This is a genomic window from Niallia sp. FSL W8-0954, from assembly GCF_038005605.1.
Classification (GTDB): domain Bacteria; phylum Bacillota; class Bacilli; order Bacillales; family Cytobacillaceae; genus Niallia; species Niallia circulans_A.
The window spans coordinates 2031980-2046774 of record NZ_JBBOTN010000001.1; the positions used below are offsets into that span (position 1 = coordinate 2031980).

General features: G+C 35.3%; 19 protein-coding genes. All 19 read left to right on the top strand.

Annotated elements, in window-relative coordinates; translation table 11 throughout:
- Positions 1-3 precede the first annotated feature (3 nt).
- The 19 genes from fliG to flhB all read left to right on the top strand — a co-directional run bounded on the left by fliG (position 4) and on the right by flhB (position 14728).
- Positions 4-1020 carry a flagellar motor switch protein FliG gene (gene fliG, locus NX902_RS09835; RefSeq protein ID WP_123257454.1) on the top strand — a complete coding sequence of 339 codons (1017 nt, stop codon included), beginning with the start codon at positions 4-6 and terminating at the stop codon, positions 1018-1020.
- Positions 1013-1777: a flagellar assembly protein FliH gene (gene fliH / locus NX902_RS09840; RefSeq protein ID WP_163184993.1), complete on the top strand. Its 765-nt coding sequence runs from the start codon at positions 1013-1015 to the stop codon at positions 1775-1777. Before fliG ends, fliH begins: the two co-directional genes overlap by 8 nt.
- Complete coding sequence (fliI, locus tag NX902_RS09845; protein WP_095329186.1) at positions 1774-3090, top strand: flagellar protein export ATPase FliI; 1317 nt, start codon at positions 1774-1776, stop codon at positions 3088-3090. The genes fliH and fliI overlap by 4 nt, the downstream gene beginning before the upstream one ends.
- A 4-nt stretch (positions 3091-3094) precedes the next feature.
- A complete protein-coding gene (gene fliJ / locus NX902_RS09850; protein ID WP_095329187.1) occupies positions 3095-3547 on the top strand; it encodes a flagellar export protein FliJ in 453 nt (150 codons plus the stop codon).
- Entirely contained in the window at positions 3548-4144 is a 597-nt protein-coding gene (locus tag NX902_RS09855; RefSeq protein ID WP_095329188.1) for a MotE family protein, read from the top strand.
- Positions 4145-4175: 31 nt separating this feature from the next.
- Positions 4176-5927 carry a flagellar hook-length control protein FliK gene (locus tag NX902_RS09860; RefSeq protein ID WP_341160702.1) on the top strand — a complete coding sequence of 584 codons (1752 nt, stop codon included), beginning with the start codon at positions 4176-4178 and terminating at the stop codon, positions 5925-5927.
- A gap of 14 nt (positions 5928-5941) precedes the next feature.
- On the top strand, positions 5942-6586 hold the full coding sequence (flgD, locus tag NX902_RS09865) for a flagellar hook assembly protein FlgD (RefSeq protein ID WP_172859995.1): 645 nt from the start codon (positions 5942-5944) through the stop codon (positions 6584-6586).
- An 11-nt stretch (positions 6587-6597) separates the two neighbouring features.
- The gene (locus NX902_RS09870; protein ID WP_095329191.1) at positions 6598-6999 is read left to right on the top strand and encodes a TIGR02530 family flagellar biosynthesis protein; all 402 of its coding nucleotides are present in this window, start codon (positions 6598-6600) and stop codon (positions 6997-6999) included.
- 73 nt (positions 7000-7072) lie between these two features.
- Positions 7073-7855, top strand: coding sequence for a flagellar basal body rod protein FlgG (flgG, locus tag NX902_RS09875; RefSeq protein ID WP_172859994.1), 783 nt, complete (start codon positions 7073-7075; stop codon positions 7853-7855).
- Between the two features lie 50 nt (positions 7856-7905).
- Positions 7906-8127 (top strand): flagellar FlbD family protein, encoded by a 222-nt coding sequence (locus NX902_RS09880; protein WP_095329193.1) that lies wholly within the window; start codon positions 7906-7908, stop codon positions 8125-8127.
- Positions 8117-8545, top strand: a complete 429-nt coding sequence (gene fliL, locus NX902_RS09885; protein ID WP_095329194.1) for a flagellar basal body-associated protein FliL — start codon at positions 8117-8119, stop codon at positions 8543-8545. The genes NX902_RS09880 and fliL overlap by 11 nt, the downstream gene beginning before the upstream one ends.
- A gap of 31 nt (positions 8546-8576) precedes the next feature.
- Positions 8577-9575 (top strand): flagellar motor switch protein FliM, encoded by a 999-nt coding sequence (gene fliM / locus NX902_RS09890; protein ID WP_095329195.1) that lies wholly within the window; start codon positions 8577-8579, stop codon positions 9573-9575.
- Positions 9565-10776, top strand: a complete 1212-nt coding sequence (gene fliY / locus NX902_RS09895; RefSeq protein WP_163185005.1) for a flagellar motor switch phosphatase FliY — start codon at positions 9565-9567, stop codon at positions 10774-10776. The genes fliM and fliY overlap by 11 nt, the downstream gene beginning before the upstream one ends.
- Positions 10777-10797: 21 nt before the next feature.
- Complete coding sequence (locus NX902_RS09900) at positions 10798-11160, top strand: response regulator (RefSeq protein WP_016201134.1); 363 nt, start codon at positions 10798-10800, stop codon at positions 11158-11160.
- A gap of 24 nt (positions 11161-11184) precedes the next feature.
- The gene (locus NX902_RS09905; RefSeq protein ID WP_235850223.1) at positions 11185-11922 is read left to right on the top strand and encodes a flagellar biosynthetic protein FliO; all 738 of its coding nucleotides are present in this window, start codon (positions 11185-11187) and stop codon (positions 11920-11922) included.
- Positions 11915-12580 (top strand): flagellar type III secretion system pore protein FliP, encoded by a 666-nt coding sequence (gene fliP / locus NX902_RS09910; RefSeq protein WP_095329197.1) that lies wholly within the window; start codon positions 11915-11917, stop codon positions 12578-12580. The genes NX902_RS09905 and fliP overlap by 8 nt, the downstream gene beginning before the upstream one ends.
- 12 nt (positions 12581-12592) lie before the next feature.
- Positions 12593-12862, top strand: a complete 270-nt coding sequence (fliQ, locus tag NX902_RS09915) for a flagellar biosynthesis protein FliQ (RefSeq protein ID WP_016201137.1) — start codon at positions 12593-12595, stop codon at positions 12860-12862.
- Between the two features lie 7 nt (positions 12863-12869).
- Positions 12870-13649, top strand: coding sequence for a flagellar biosynthetic protein FliR (fliR, locus tag NX902_RS09920; RefSeq protein ID WP_095329198.1), 780 nt, complete (start codon positions 12870-12872; stop codon positions 13647-13649).
- Positions 13649-14728 (top strand): flagellar biosynthesis protein FlhB, encoded by a 1080-nt coding sequence (flhB, locus tag NX902_RS09925; protein ID WP_095329199.1) that lies wholly within the window; start codon positions 13649-13651, stop codon positions 14726-14728. Before fliR ends, flhB begins: the two co-directional genes overlap by 1 nt.
- The last annotated feature ends 67 nt before the right edge of the window (positions 14729-14795 follow it).

Consider the following 14795-nt stretch of genomic DNA (forward strand, 5'->3'; position numbering starts at 1 on the left):
TAGATGGCAAGAAAAGAATCAAATGAGTTATCTGGGAAACAGAAAGCGGCCATTCTCCTTATATCGCTAGGTCCTGATGTTGCAGCTTCGGTTTATAAGCATTTGAGTGAGGAAGAAATTGAGAAACTATCTTTAGAAATATCAGGAGTTAGAAAGGTCGAGAATACTTCTAAAGAAAGTGTTTTAGAAGAATTTCATAATATTGCACTTGCTCAAGATTATATTTCTCAAGGTGGTATTGGCTATGCAAAAACGGTGTTAGAAAAGGCACTTGGGGCAGAACAAGCGTCGATTATTTTAAATAGGCTTACTTCTTCTCTGCAAGTAAGACCTTTTGATTTTGCGAGAAAAGCAGATCCAAACCAAATATTAAATTTTATTCAAAATGAACATCCACAGACGATTGCGTTAATATTATCTTACTTGGATCCCACTCAGGCAGGTCTAATCCTGTCTGAGCTTCCACAGGAAGTCCAAGCTGATATTGCAAAGAGAATTGCTGTAATGGATAGTACTTCACCTGAAATCATTAACGAAGTCGAGCAAATATTAGAAAGAAAATTATCGAGCACTGTTACGCAAGATTATACACAAACTGGTGGTATCGAAGCGGTTGTTGAAGTACTAAATGGAGTCGATAGAGCAACAGAGCGCACTATTTTAGACGCACTCGAAATCCAAGATCCAGAATTAGCAGAAGAAATTAAAAAGAGAATGTTTGTCTTTGAAGATATCGTTACATTGGATAATAGAGCAATTCAAAGAATTATTCGTGATTGTGAAAATGAAGATCTTATGCTTGCACTTAAGGTATCTGGTGATGAAGTGAAAGAGATTGTTTATGGCAACATGTCTACTAGAATGGCTGAGTCCTTTAAAGAAGAGATGGAATTTATGGGACCTGTACGCTTGAAGGATGTAGAAGAGGCACAATCAAGAATTGTTGGTATTATCAGACGTCTTGAGGATGCTGGCGAAATCGTAGTTGCCCGAGGCGGAGGAGATGATATCATTGTCTAGATTAATAAAGTCAAGATATTCAAAGCCAGAGGACGCTAATGAGAAAGTTATTTCGATTAAGTATATAGATACCTTCAATGCTGAGGTGGATCTTTCTAGAGAAGTTACACAAACGGAATATAACAGAATAGTAGAGTCGGCTCGGAAAGAAGCAGATGAAATGAAAGCCCAAGCTTTGGAAGAAGCCGAACTTATACGAGCACAGCTTATGGAAGAAAGACAAAACTGGGATATAGAAAAAGGGGATTTAATAGAAGAAGCGAGGAAAAGTGGTTTTCAAGCAGGTTACGAAGAAGGTCAAAATGTAGGATATAATGAAATGTTAAGTTTTATTCAACAAGCGAAAGACACAGTAACTGCATCAAAAGAGGATTACGAAAAATACTTACAATCTGCTGAAACTACTATATTGGAGCTTGCAATTGAAGTTGCCGAAAAAATTATGAATAACAAGATAAAAGAAGAGGAAGAAAACTTCCTCTATCTTGTACAAAATGCTCTTAAAGAAGTAAGGAAACAGAAGGAAATACAGTTACATGTCAGTCCTATCCATTATGAAATGGTAATAGCAGAAAAAGAAGAATTGTTACAACTATTTCCGATTAAGCCAAATCTTTTCATTTTCCCTGATGAAACGATTGAGGAAAATGCTTGTATTATCGAAACGGCAAATGGGCGTTTAGATGCAAGTGTTGATACGCAATTGCTTATGATTAAAAATAAGTTACTTGAAATATTGGAGAGTGAAGAAGGGTGAAAGCACTTGAGTTACTAAGCTCGATTTCGTCCATTGACACTTATAAGCAATATGGCCGTGTGAATAAAGTTGTAGGGTTAATGATTGAATCACAGGGACCGGAAAGTTCTATTGGTGATGTGTGTAATATCCACATTGGTACAAAGCATAAACGAATTATCAAGGCAGAAGTTGTAGGGTTTAATGAGGGGAATATCATTTTAATGCCATATACAACTGTCCAAGACATTTCACCAGGCTGTTTAGTAGAAGCCTCTTCTGAGCCATTAGAAATTAAGGTTGGACCAGGATTAATAGGTACTGCGGTTGATGCTTTAGGAATGCCTTTAGACGGATCGATGTTACCAAAAGGGTTGAAGTCTGTTCCAATTGATCAAGAGCCTCCTAATCCAATGACAAGACCACCTATTTCCCAATCGATGGAAGTAGGAGTTCGGTTAATTGATGGACTTTTAACGGTTGGCACTGGACAAAGACTTGGGATTTTTGCAGGTAGTGGTGTTGGGAAAAGTACATTGCTAGGAATGATTGCCAGAAATACAAAAGCAGATTTAAATGTGATCGCCTTGATAGGGGAACGCGGTAGAGAAGTACGAGAATTTATTGAACGTGACTTAGGGCCAGAGGGGCTGAAGCGATCGATTGTTGTTGTTGCAACATCTGATCAACCAGCTTTAATGCGAATTAAGGGTGCGTATACTGCTACTGCTATTGCCGAATATTTTCGCGATAAAGGATTAAATGTCATGTTAATGATGGATTCTGTTACTCGGGTTGCAATGGCGCAAAGAGAAGTGGGACTTGCTATTGGTGAACCGCCGACCACAAAAGGATATACACCTTCTGTATTTGCTATCTTGCCAAAACTCTTAGAAAGAACGGGAACAAACGAATTTGGAAGTATAACAGCCTTTTATACCGTATTGGTTGATGGGGATGATATGAATGAACCGATCGCAGATACCGTACGCGGTATTTTAGATGGCCATTATGTATTAGACCGTGAGCTTGCTAATAAAGGGCAATATCCTGCTGTGAATGTCTTAAAAAGTGTAAGCCGCGTGATGAATCATGTTGTCTCAAAAGAGCATGTAAAAGCGGCCGAGCGATTACGAGATCTTTTGAGTACTTATATGAATTCGGAAGATTTAATCAACATAGGTGCCTATAAAAAAGGTTCTTCTAAAGAGATTGATACAGCAATTAGGTTATATCCTAGCATCCTATCTTATATAAAGCAGGAAACAGATGAAAAGGTTTCAATTGAGGAGAGCCTTCATTCCTTATTAACTTTAGTTGGAACAGAGGGATAAAAAGATGAGCTATCAATTTAAATTCGAAAAAATTTTAACGATTCGCGAAAGAGAAAAAGAGGAAGCAAGCTCTGCTTACAATCAATCGGTAAACAGATTTGAAGAAGCGGCTGAAAATCTCTATGAGCTGTTGAAAAGAAAAGAAGATCTGGAAGCATATCAAGCAGAAAAAATGATGTCCGGATTATCGGTTCAAGAAATTAGACACCATCAGCAATTCGTGGGCAATTTAGCAAAAACAATTGAACATGCCCAAAAAATGGTGCAAAATGCACGGAATTCAATGGTTTATTTTCAAGAGAAAATGCTTGAAAAAAACCTTGAAGTAAAAAAGTTTGTGAAAATAAAAGAAAAAGACCATTCGAATTATTTAGCAATAGCAAGAGCGGAAGAGGCCAAGCAAATGGATGATATTTCTCTTCAACAATACATGCAACATGAAAAGGTAGGTGGCTAAATGGAAAATTCATGGGAAGAAAAAAAGAAGCCATTTAATATTTTTCAACGATTTCTTATGGTTGCAGTCATTCCGACAATATTTGCAATCATCGTTCTCGTCCTTTTGCTTATGTATTCAGGAGCAGATGTTGCAGAGAAAGGAAAAGAGTTATTAAATGCAATTCCTTTTCTGAGTGAAGAAAAAAAATCTACCGATAAATTACTGGAAAATAATAAAAATACAATTAGCTCTTTACAAACAAAGCTAAAAGAACGAGATAAAGAAATAAAGTCACTAGAATCACAATTAGAAAATAGTGAAAATAGATTTCAATCTGCTAATTCGGAAAAAGAGAAGCTGCAGAGTGAGTTACAATCTCTCCAGTCAGCCCAAGAGGAAACAAAGAAAGCTATGAATGAGATTGTTAAAACATATGAAACAATGTCTCCGAAAAATGCAGCGGCTATTTTATCAGAAATGAGCGAAAAGGAAGCAATGAAAATTTTGGGAGAGCTTAAACCAGCAAAACTTGCTTCGGTATTAGAGAAAATGGAGCCACCTGTTGCATCCAAATATACAGAGCTGCTATCAAAATCAGCAAAAGCAAGTCAATAAAACTTAAATTGGCTAGAAAGGGGGTGAAAAATTGCAATTAGAACTGATAAATTCATTGCGAAAAGTGGAAGTAGCTAGTGGAAACAAAGGGATGCTAAACGAAAAACTTGGCGGAAAGTTTTTATTGCTGATAAATTCTTTACAAACAACTAATCAACAAGAAAAATCAAGTCCAAAAGTTGCTCAAGATCAACAGAAAGAAGGCTTAAATCAGCTTTTAGCATTATTGTCTAGTTCATCAAAAGAAATTCCCAATGAAGAAATTTCTATGAGTCTAGAAAAGCTATGGAATACTTACTATGATATTTCAGATCAAAGTGGTATCAATGATTTAGAAGCGACCGATATGGAAGGTATCATAGCTGCAACATTTATTAAGATTGAAAACAAGATTACTCAAGTATTAATAGAAGGACAAAATTCGAGGATAACTCCAGAAATGTTTAATCATACAGAGTTACCAGATTTATTTTCTGATTTAAAGCTGCTTGAGAAAACAGTAAAAAGTTTACCTGATCTTACTATCAATGAAAAAATTGCTGAAACCGTCGAAGATTTACAAGGATTTATTCTTTCCTTAAACAATTTTTTTGAACAAAATGTGTACTCGAATGAAAGCATAGCAGGTACGGTGCAAAGCGCTGAACAGAACGTGGAACCTTTTGTAGAGGGTGAGAGTGAACTAAAGAAAGTAGCTTTCAGTCAAAATAAAGCTAATCCTGCCTATACTATGATTACAAGTGATGCTAATTCTGGTAAGGAAAACTTGGTATCTGGAGGTTTTTTTGCTTCTGTTGTCAAAGAGATAGAAAATCAAAAAGTACTGAATAATGAAATTTCAAAAAATACTACTGGGAACTTCCTTTCAGAGGATATACCAGTCGATATTGCAATTAATGATATTAAAGAAGATTTTCAAAAAAAAATTCCCGAAGTCGATCAGAAACTAACAGCAATGCAAAATCGTTTGTTACAAGAAAACAGAAATGTTGTTGGGAAGGGACAACAACTGGCAATGCAGAAATTAGTGTCTTCAGAAACAACGCAAGCTAATCTTAACCGTGTAGCAGGGACAGAAAATGGTATTGCGGCAGCAACAACTGAGCTAAAGACAATTATATCTTCTATTCTTGCGAAATTAGATAAGCAATTTGTGGAAAAGAATACGATTCTACCAAAAATGGTTAACCCTATTATGGTAAGCTCCTTAAGAAAGTCAGGAGAGTTATTAGTGTCAAATGCAGAAATAAAGGGAAACGTTGAAGTTGGTGAAGGAGATACAGACACAAAAATATTTTCATCTATTCCAACTACTTTTCTGAAGCAAGACCCGCTTATGCTCCTAAGTGATTCAGGAGAAGCAATCCATTCGAAAAAGGTAGAAGAGCAATTTGTAAAAATTTTGGCCAATAGTACATTTACTAAAACGAGCGATATGCAAAAGCTAACTATTCGACTAGCGCCAGATCATTTAGGATCTATTCGAATTGAGGTAACTCAGAATGAAGGAAATATGATTGCTCGAATTATTACTGCGAATACTGAGGCGAAAGACGTACTGGAAAAACAACTTACTAGTTTGAAACATGGTTTAACCGCGCAGAATTTACAAGTTGATAAAGTGGATATTGTTGTTTCTCCACAATCTCAAGATAGGTTGCAAAGAGATCAGCAGCAAGAACAGCAACATCCACATCAGCAAAGAGAAAAGAAAGATGCAAATGATGATGAGAATAAACAAAAAACTTCTTTTATTGAGGAGTTATTAAATATTGAAGTATAGAGGAGCAAGTACCGATGGCAAATACAATAAATGACCCTTCTCTCTCTTTATCAGAATATCAGAAATCGAAATCTAATACTTCCACAGGCAGCTCATCACTAGGAAAAGATGATTTCTTGAAGCTTTTAATTACACAATTACAAAACCAAGATCCAACAAGTCCAATGGATGATAAAGAGTTTATCGCACAAATGGCTCAGTTCTCAAGCTTGGAACAAATGCAAAATTTAAATACTGCGATGACTAATTTAATTTCGCTGCAAACTCAGTCGAATCTTATCTCATACGGACAATTTATTGGTCAAGAAGTAAATTGGAGCAAAGTAGTAACTGATAAAGCTGGGAATGACAAAACATATTCTGGTACTGGAAAGGTGAGTTCGATTGCTTATTCAGAAGACAGTGTGATTTTCACATTGGAGGATGGAACAAAAATTGTGCCTGCTAACATATCAAGTATGAATAAAAAAGCTTCGGAAAATAATCTCGTGCTAGCAAGTCAATTGATTGGAAAAAACGTTTCTTATTTGAATGAGAATGAGGATGAAGTAAGTAATAAAGTTCTGTCTGTGTCCTTGAAAAATGGACAAATTCAACTAACTTTAGGTGATGATGCAGAAACGAAAATTACTTCAGGACAAATTATAAAAATTGAATAGGAAGTGATTAAATGGATAAGCCAGTTTATCCTTCCATAAAATCACATGCAGCAATTAAGAATGGTATTGAGGCGCTTAAAACTAAGTCAACTTTGCATAAAGCCCAAAACATTCCATCATTTTCTACTCATTTACAACAGTCTATTTCTTCATTAAATACGCTGAATATTAGTAAACATGCTAATGAAAGACTTCAGGAGCGAGGAATTAAGATAGAGGCCGCTAAATGGAGAGCGATCGAGGAAAAAGTTACCGAGGCAAAGAAGATGGGAATAAAGGAATCGTTAGTACTTTTAAATAATGCAGCCTTAATTGTTAGTGCAAAAAATAATACCGTAATAACAGCAATGGACCGTGAAGAAGCAACAAACCAAATTTTTACTAATATAAATGGAACAATTATTATGAATTAAAAGGCTGGACCAAAATTGGAGGCCAAAAACTGCTGAGTGATAGACGCAGTTCATTCGAAGGGAGATAATATAAATGTTACGTTCATTATATTCAGGGATAAGCGGAATGAAAAACTTTCAAACAAAATTAGATGTTATTGGGAATAATATCTCCAATGTAAATACTTATGGTTTTAAAAAAGGTCGTACAACATTCAGTGATTTGATTAGTCAAACGGTTTCTGGTGCAACCGCTCCTGCAAATGGAAATGGTGGTACGAATTCGAAGCAAATCGGGCTAGGATCTCAGCTTTCTTCAATTGATACGGTTCATACTCAAGGACCTACACAATATACAGGCAGAGGGCTTGATTTGGCAATTTCTGGTGAGGGGTACTTTGTTGTAGAAGATGGAGAGGGTAATCCATTTTATACTAGAGCAGGGAACTTTTACTTTGATGAAGACCGAAATATCGTTACGTCAAGTGGACTTAAAGTGTCTGGTGTAGGTATTATTCCAGCCACAGCAAAAAGTTATAGCATAGGTACGGATGGAACCGTTACTTATGTTGCTGAAAATGGAGAAACACAAAATGCTGGACAAATCGTACTTGCAAAGTTTAATAATCCAGAAGGGTTAGAGAAAGTAGGCGGGAATATTTTTCAGGTTTCTAATAACTCTGGAGATGCTATTTTGTCTACTCCTGGACAAGCAGGTACTGGTTCAGTTAATAGTAGTTACTTAGAAATGTCAAACGTTGACCTATCAGAAGAATTTACAGATATGATCGTTTCTCAAAGAGGTTTTCAGGCAAATACAAAAATCATTACAACTTCAGATGAAATTCTTCAAGAATTAGTTAATTTAAAACGATAATTTAATTGGAGGGGCAGGGGTTATTCGTAAGGTTAGCCCCTAATAAAAAAATGATACAGTTAACTCGGCTAAATGGAAAAAAGTTTTTACTTAATGCTTTATTTATTGAAACAGTCGAATCTTTTCCTGATACAACGATAACTTTAACTAATGGAAATAAATTTGTTGTTAAAGAAAGTGAAGAGGATGTATTAGAGAAAATGAATCATTTTTTTCAAAAAGTAAACCTCTTCGGATTACCACATGTGGGAGAGAAAGACGATGAAGAATAATAAAGTTATTATTATAATGCTCGTTTTATTATTAGTTATTACACTGGCAGGAGCAGGAGCTTTCATTTATATTTGGAAATTTACTGGCGAGCAAAAGACAAATGAACCTTCGATTGACGAAATCTTGGAATCTTCTGTGGATATTGAGGAAATGACGACAAATTTAGCTTCTAATAATTTCATCCGAATATCCTTTAAGATCCAGACAGATAGTAAGGAAGCAAAGGAAGAATTAGAAAAGAGAGATTTTCAAGTTAAGAATATTATTATTCAAGAATTATCTGAGAAAAAATCAGAAGAATTAAAAGGGAAAAATGGCCAAATTAAATTAGAGAACGATCTTAAGGATAAAATTAATGAACTGATGCAAGAAGGCAAAGTAGTCCAAGTTTATATTGTAAACTCTCTACTCCAATAAAATAAAAGAGAATAGATGGAGGTGAGTAATTTTGTCAGCTGATATTTTATCCCAAAATGAAATAGATGCCCTGCTATCTGCTTTATCATCTGGTGAAATGGATGCAGATGAGCTGAAAAAAGAACAACTGGAAAAAAAGGTCAAGGTATATGATTTTAAAAGAGCATTACGGTTTTCGAAGGATCAAATTCGAAGCTTAACAAGAATTCATGAGAATTATGCTAGATTATTAACAACTTTTTTCTCTGCACAATTAAGGACATATGTGCAAATATCTGTTACATCAGCAGATCAAATTCCATACGAAGAGTTCATTCGTTCGATTCCGAAAATGACTATTTTAAATGTATTCGATGTTCCGCCGCTAGAAGGCAGAATCTTGATGGAAGTAAATCCTAATATTGCCTATGCTATGATGGACCGAATGATGGGCGGTAGAGGCAGCAGTCTAAATAAAGTGGAAAATTTGACAGAAATTGAAACGAAAATTATGTCAAATACATTCGAAAGTGCCTTTGATCATTTTAGAGAGGCAATGGAAGATTTAGTGGATATTGAACCAAGTCTTGCTGAATTCGAAGTAAATCCACAGTTTTTACAAATGGTTTCTCCTAATGAAACGGTTGTAGTAATTTCCTTAAGTACTACAATTGGGGAAACAAGTGGAATGATAAATATTTGTATTCCGCATGTGGTGCTAGAGCCGATTATTCCGAAGCTATCCGGGCATTATTGGATGCAGGCAGAGAAAAAGGAGAGATTACCTGAATTTACTGCTCGTTTAGAAGAAAATATTCAGCAATCGATTGTGCCGGTTGTCGCTGAACTTGGAACTTCTGATATTTCCATCCAGGATTTTTTAATGTTGGACATTGGAGATGTTATTGAAATGAATCAAACGATACAACAGCCCTTAATCATTAAAGTTGGAGATATCCCTAAATTTATTGGACAACCTGGTAAATTAAATAAAAAAATGGCTGTTCAAGTATTAGGAACTTTAGAGGAGGGGAAGGAAGATGGTGAGTAAGGATATGCTTTCACAAGATGAAATAGATGCTCTCTTAAGGGGAGATAGTGATACAAATGATAGTTCAGAAATGGATGCAGAAAAGTATTTATCAGATATAGAGAAAGATACGTTAGGAGAAATCGGAAATATATCCTTTGGTAGCTCAGCGACAGCTCTGTCTACGTTATTAAATCAGAAAGTAGATATTACGACACCTACCGTAAGCGTAATATGCAAGAATATGCTGGCAGATGAGTTTCCCCAACCTTATGTCGCAATAAGGGTTAATTATACAGAAGGATTTTCGGGCATGAATTTACTTGTTATTGAACAAGCAGATGCAGCTGTTATTGCTGATTTGATGCTTGGGGGAGATGGATTGAATACAAATCCTGAAATGTTAGGAGAAATCCAGCTAAGCGCAGTGCAAGAAGCGATGAACCAAATGATGGGATCTGCTGCAACATCCATGTCTACCATTTTTAGCAAAAAAGTAGATATTTCTCCACCAAGTATCGATATTTTAAACATTCATGATGGAGAAGGAACGGAGTCGATTCCGGATGAAGATGTCTTAGCTAAAATTTCTTTTCGAATTAAGATTGGGGATTTAATTGATTCAAAGATCATGCAAGTATTACAGCTTTCTTTTGCGAAAAAGTTAGTGGAAGGGTTAATAAATCCTAATAATAGAGAAGAAGAAGTTTCCAATATTCCCGAAGTGGATTATAATTCAGTATATGAGCCAAAAGAACCAATGCAAGAGTCACATGCAACGGCTAATTACCAAACAGCTTCAAATCCAATGGCGAATAATCCTGTTAATACTAATTCTCAGCCAGCAAATGTGACGCAGCAGCAATATTTTGGTTCAGGAAATCATACACAAGGTCCACCACCAAATGTGCAGCCTGCAGGATTTTCTAGTTTTGATACACCGACTTCAACCGTTACAGAAACAAAGAATTTGGATATGTTACTAGATATACCATTACAAGTAACGGTTGAGCTTGGCAGAACGAAGCGATCAGTTAAGGAAATTCTAGAGTTGTCTTCAGGCTCTATTATTGAATTAGACAAGTTAGCAGGAGAACCTGTTGATATTCTTGTAAATAACCGATTGGTTGCACAAGGAGAAGTAGTGGTAATTGATGAGAATTTCGGTGTGCGTGTAACTGATATTGTTAGTCAAAAGGATCGATTAAAAAATTTAAAATAATTTTTGGGGGTTTTGAGGAATATGGCACAGAAAATATTAATCGTTGATGACGCCGCTTTTATGCGAATGATGATTAAGGATATATTATCGAAGAATGGGTATGAAATCGTAGGAGAAGCTGCAGATGGTATGCAAGCAATCGAAAAATATAAGGAAACACAACCAGACTTAGTAACAATGGATATTACCATGCCAGAAATGGATGGAATTACTGCCTTAAAAGAAATTAAAAATATTAATCCAAATGCGAAAGTTATTATGTGTTCAGCAATGGGACAACAAGCAATGGTTATTGATGCAATCCAGGCTGGTGCAAAAGATTTTATTGTTAAGCCATTCCAGGCAGACCGTGTATTGGAAGCTATCAGTAAAACATTAGGCTAAAAATTATATTAGAGGGTGCCGAATGTGAATAAAGTAAATTTATTAATTCGTTGTTCACTGCTCATCATTGTTCTGCTAGGCTTTGGTAATCAAGCCTACGCAGAACAAATTGATAAAAGTGTATATGATATCTTACAGAACGAATCAGAAAAGAATAAAGCACAAGACGATACAAAGAAAGAGATGACAACAGAGCAGAATTCTAAAAATGACAATCAGACTAAGGAGCAATCTGATTTACTTTTAGAAGAAACAAATTCAGATGAACCACGTTCCATCGGGGTTACTATTTGGGATTTCGTGAAAATGATTTTTGCAACAATATTTGTTGTTTTCTTAATATATTTTATCTTGCGTTTTATAAACAAAAGAAATCATGGTTATAAAAATTCGCAAATTATTGAAAATATTGGTGGTACAGCGTTAGGTGCAAATCGCTCCATTCAATTAATAAAAGTAGGGAAGCGGTTATTAATAGTAGGTGTGGGAGATAGTATTCAATTAATCAAAGAGATTGAGGATGAACAAGAGTATAAAGAAATATTAGCAGAATATAATCAGAAATTAGATCAACTAGTACAACCAAGCGATATTGTGACAAAGGTGAAGAATGTAATATCTTCTAGTCATTCTGCTCCGAAGACAAAAGAATCTTTTTCTATTCGTTTATCAAAAGAATTAGAAAGAATATCAAGTGAACGTAAGGAAAAGTTGGACGTACTAGAGAAGAAAAAGAAAGGATCGTCAGAAAAAAATGAATGAGTTTATGCAGTTTTTTAATAACAATGACCCAGGTAATGTTTCTACTTCTGTCCAATTGTTATTATTATTAACCGTCCTTTCTTTAGCACCTAGTATCATCATATTACTAACTAGCTTTACAAGAATAGTGATTGTTCTTTCCTTTGTCAGAACGGCGCTTGCAACCCAACAAATGCCCCCTAACCAAGTCATTGTAGGGCTAGCATTGTTTTTAACATTCTTTATTATGGCTCCTACTTTTCAGGAAGTAAACGATAAGGCTTTAACACCATTGTTTAATGAAGAAATAACATTAGAGGAAGCCTATGATAATGCCTCTTTGCCACTTAAGGAATTTATGAGCAAACATACGAGGCAGAAGGATTTAGCATTATTTTTAAATTATTCAAAAGCAGAAGCACCAGAATCTATTGAGGATATTCCATTAACTACGTTGGTACCCGCTTTTGCAATTAGTGAATTAAAAACAGCTTTTCAAATCGGATTTATGATCTTTATTCCGTTTTTAGTTATTGATATGGTTGTTGCCAGTATTTTAATGTCAATGGGGATGATGATGCTACCGCCAGTAATGATTTCCTTACCATTTAAGATATTATTATTCATTATGGTGGATGGTTGGTATTTAGTTGTAAAATCACTGTTAGAAAGTTTTTAAGAAGGTGAAAGAATGTCACAGGAAATGGTTATTTCCATAGCAGAGAAAGGCGTACTTACAGTATTAATTATCAGCGGTCCACTGTTAATTATTGCGTTGGCAGTTGGACTAATCATCAGTATTTTTCAAGCAACGACACAAATCCAAGAGCAGACTTTGGCGTTTGTCCCAAAAATTGTAGCGGTTCTTGTTGGACTTGTTTTTTTTGGATCATGGATGCTGAGTCATATGCTTTCTTATACGAAAGATATATTTTCAAATCTAACAAGGTTTATTGGATAGAAGGATGATGGATGAACTTTTATCAAATTTTCCAGCATTTTTATTAATCCTTGTTCGAGTTACTTCGTTTTTTTTAATGCTACCTTTATTCTCTTATCGGACGATCCCTACGACTTTTAAAGTGGGTTTAGGATTTTTTTTATCGCTAGTTATGTTTTGGGGGATGGATGTACCTACATTAACCATTGATACAGGTTACTATTTTCTTATTCTCAAAGAGGCTTTAGTGGGGCTTTCCATTGGATTTGTCGCATATATGTTATTTTCTGCTATTCAAATTGCGGGAGGATTTATTGATTTTCAAATGGGGTTTGCAATTGCAAACGTGATAGATCCTCAAACAGGATCGCAAAGTCCGCTGACTGGTCAATATTTAACCATTATCGCTATGTTTTTTTTATTGGCATCTAATGGTCATCATTTGCTATTAGACGGTATTTATTATAGCTATCAATTTATTCCGCTTGAACAGCCTTGGATTAAATTTGGAAATGGTGAGTTAGCGGAGTTTCTTATTAAAACATTTAGTTTAATGTTTATGATTGCTTTTCAGATGTCTATTCCTGTTGTGGGAAGCATCTTCTTAGTGGATGTTGGATTAGGGATTGTAGCAAGAACTGTCCCTCAATTAAATATTTTTGTTGTGGGTGTTCCTATCAAAATTATTGCAGGACTAATTATTCTTTTTATAGTTATGGGTGTACTAATGACCTCTGTAACCCATTTGTTCTCTTCCATTGTTACAACGATGAGAGGAATGATGAACATTATAGGGGGGGTTGGTTAATGAAGCTTCTATCATTAGATCTTCAGTTTTTTGCAGGCGAAAAAACGGAAAAGGCCACTCCAAAGAAAAGACAAGACACGAGAAAAAAAGGACAAGTGGCAAAAAGTCAGGATGTTAATACAGCGCTTGTTCTTTTAGTTGTTTTTGGTGTTTTAAGTTTCACAGGGGAATACCTTTTAGATGGACTACTGTCTCTTTTCACCTTTACCTTTAGTGATTTTATGGGCATTAATCTTTCAATCAATTCGATACAAGGTTTGTTTTTAGATATTCTTAAGGAAGTGGCACTTTTATTAAGTCCTATTTTAATTGCTGCTCTTGCTGGGGGACTAATTGCCAATTATATGCAGGTCGGTGTTTTATTTTCTCCGGAAGCAATTAAATTTAAATTAGAAAAAATAAATCCAATTTCGGGATTTAAGAGATTGTTTTCACTACGTTCGATTGTAGAATTGTTGAAGTCATTGTTGAAAATTACAGTGATTGGTATTGTTGTATTTTCTGTTTTATGGGGAAAAATGAACGAAATCCTAATCCTCTCTCATAAATCTATTGGTTCTATTGCTGTTACAATTGCTAAGTTAACCGTACAGATGGGGCTTTATGCTTCGATTGCGCTGTTAGTGATAGCACTCATGGATTATATGTATCAGCGATATGATTATGAAAAGAATATTCGAATGTCAAAACAAGATATTAAAGACGAATATAAAAACATGGAAGGTGACCCCTTAATAAAGTCCAAAATTAAGCAGAAGCAGAGAGAAATGGCAATGCACAGAATGATGCAGGATGTGCCTACCGCTGATGTTGTCATTACGAATCCAACTCATTATGCGATCTGTCTGAAATATGATGAAGATAAGTATGACGCACCTTATGTTGTGGCAAAAGGGGTCGATTTTGTTGCCCAAAAAATAAAATTAGTGGCAAAAGAAAATAATGTTGTTATGGTAGAGAATCGACCATTGGCAAGGGCAATGTACAGCCAAGTAGAAATAGGTGATTTAGTTCCGGAAGAATTTTATAAGGCTGTTGCAGAGATTCTGGCTTTCGTCTATCAAACTAGAGATAAATAATAGCATTTTTAGTAAAGAATTTATTGTAAATAATATAGACATAAACGTGTTTTTTTAAGGAGCGGAA

Bases quoted from the DNA above. Each gene is read 5' to 3' on its own strand.
- fliG (WP_123257454.1), top strand. From the start codon at position 4: ATGGCAAGAAAAGAATCAAATGAGTTATCTGGGAAACAGAAAGCGGCC.
- fliJ (WP_095329187.1), top strand. From the start codon at position 3,095: ATGAGCTATCAATTTAAATTCGAAAAAATTTTAACGATTCGCGAAAGA.
- NX902_RS09855 (WP_095329188.1), top strand. From the start codon at position 3,548: ATGGAAAATTCATGGGAAGAAAAAAAGAAGCCATTTAATATTTTTCAA.
- flgD (WP_172859995.1), top strand. From the start codon at position 5,942: ATGGCAAATACAATAAATGACCCTTCTCTCTCTTTATCAGAATATCAG.
- NX902_RS09870 (WP_095329191.1), top strand. From the start codon at position 6,598: ATGGATAAGCCAGTTTATCCTTCCATAAAATCACATGCAGCAATTAAG.
- flgG (WP_172859994.1), top strand. From the start codon at position 7,073: ATGTTACGTTCATTATATTCAGGGATAAGCGGAATGAAAAACTTTCAA.
- NX902_RS09880 (WP_095329193.1), top strand. From the start codon at position 7,906: ATGATACAGTTAACTCGGCTAAATGGAAAAAAGTTTTTACTTAATGCT.
- fliL (WP_095329194.1), top strand. From the start codon at position 8,117: ATGAAGAATAATAAAGTTATTATTATAATGCTCGTTTTATTATTAGTT.
- fliY (WP_163185005.1), top strand. From the start codon at position 9,565: ATGGTGAGTAAGGATATGCTTTCACAAGATGAAATAGATGCTCTCTTA.
- NX902_RS09900 (WP_016201134.1), top strand. From the start codon at position 10,798: ATGGCACAGAAAATATTAATCGTTGATGACGCCGCTTTTATGCGAATG.
- fliP (WP_095329197.1), top strand. From the start codon at position 11,915: ATGAATGAGTTTATGCAGTTTTTTAATAACAATGACCCAGGTAATGTT.
- fliQ (WP_016201137.1), top strand. From the start codon at position 12,593: ATGTCACAGGAAATGGTTATTTCCATAGCAGAGAAAGGCGTACTTACA.
- fliR (WP_095329198.1), top strand. From the start codon at position 12,870: ATGGATGAACTTTTATCAAATTTTCCAGCATTTTTATTAATCCTTGTT.
- flhB (WP_095329199.1), top strand. From the start codon at position 13,649: ATGAAGCTTCTATCATTAGATCTTCAGTTTTTTGCAGGCGAAAAAACG.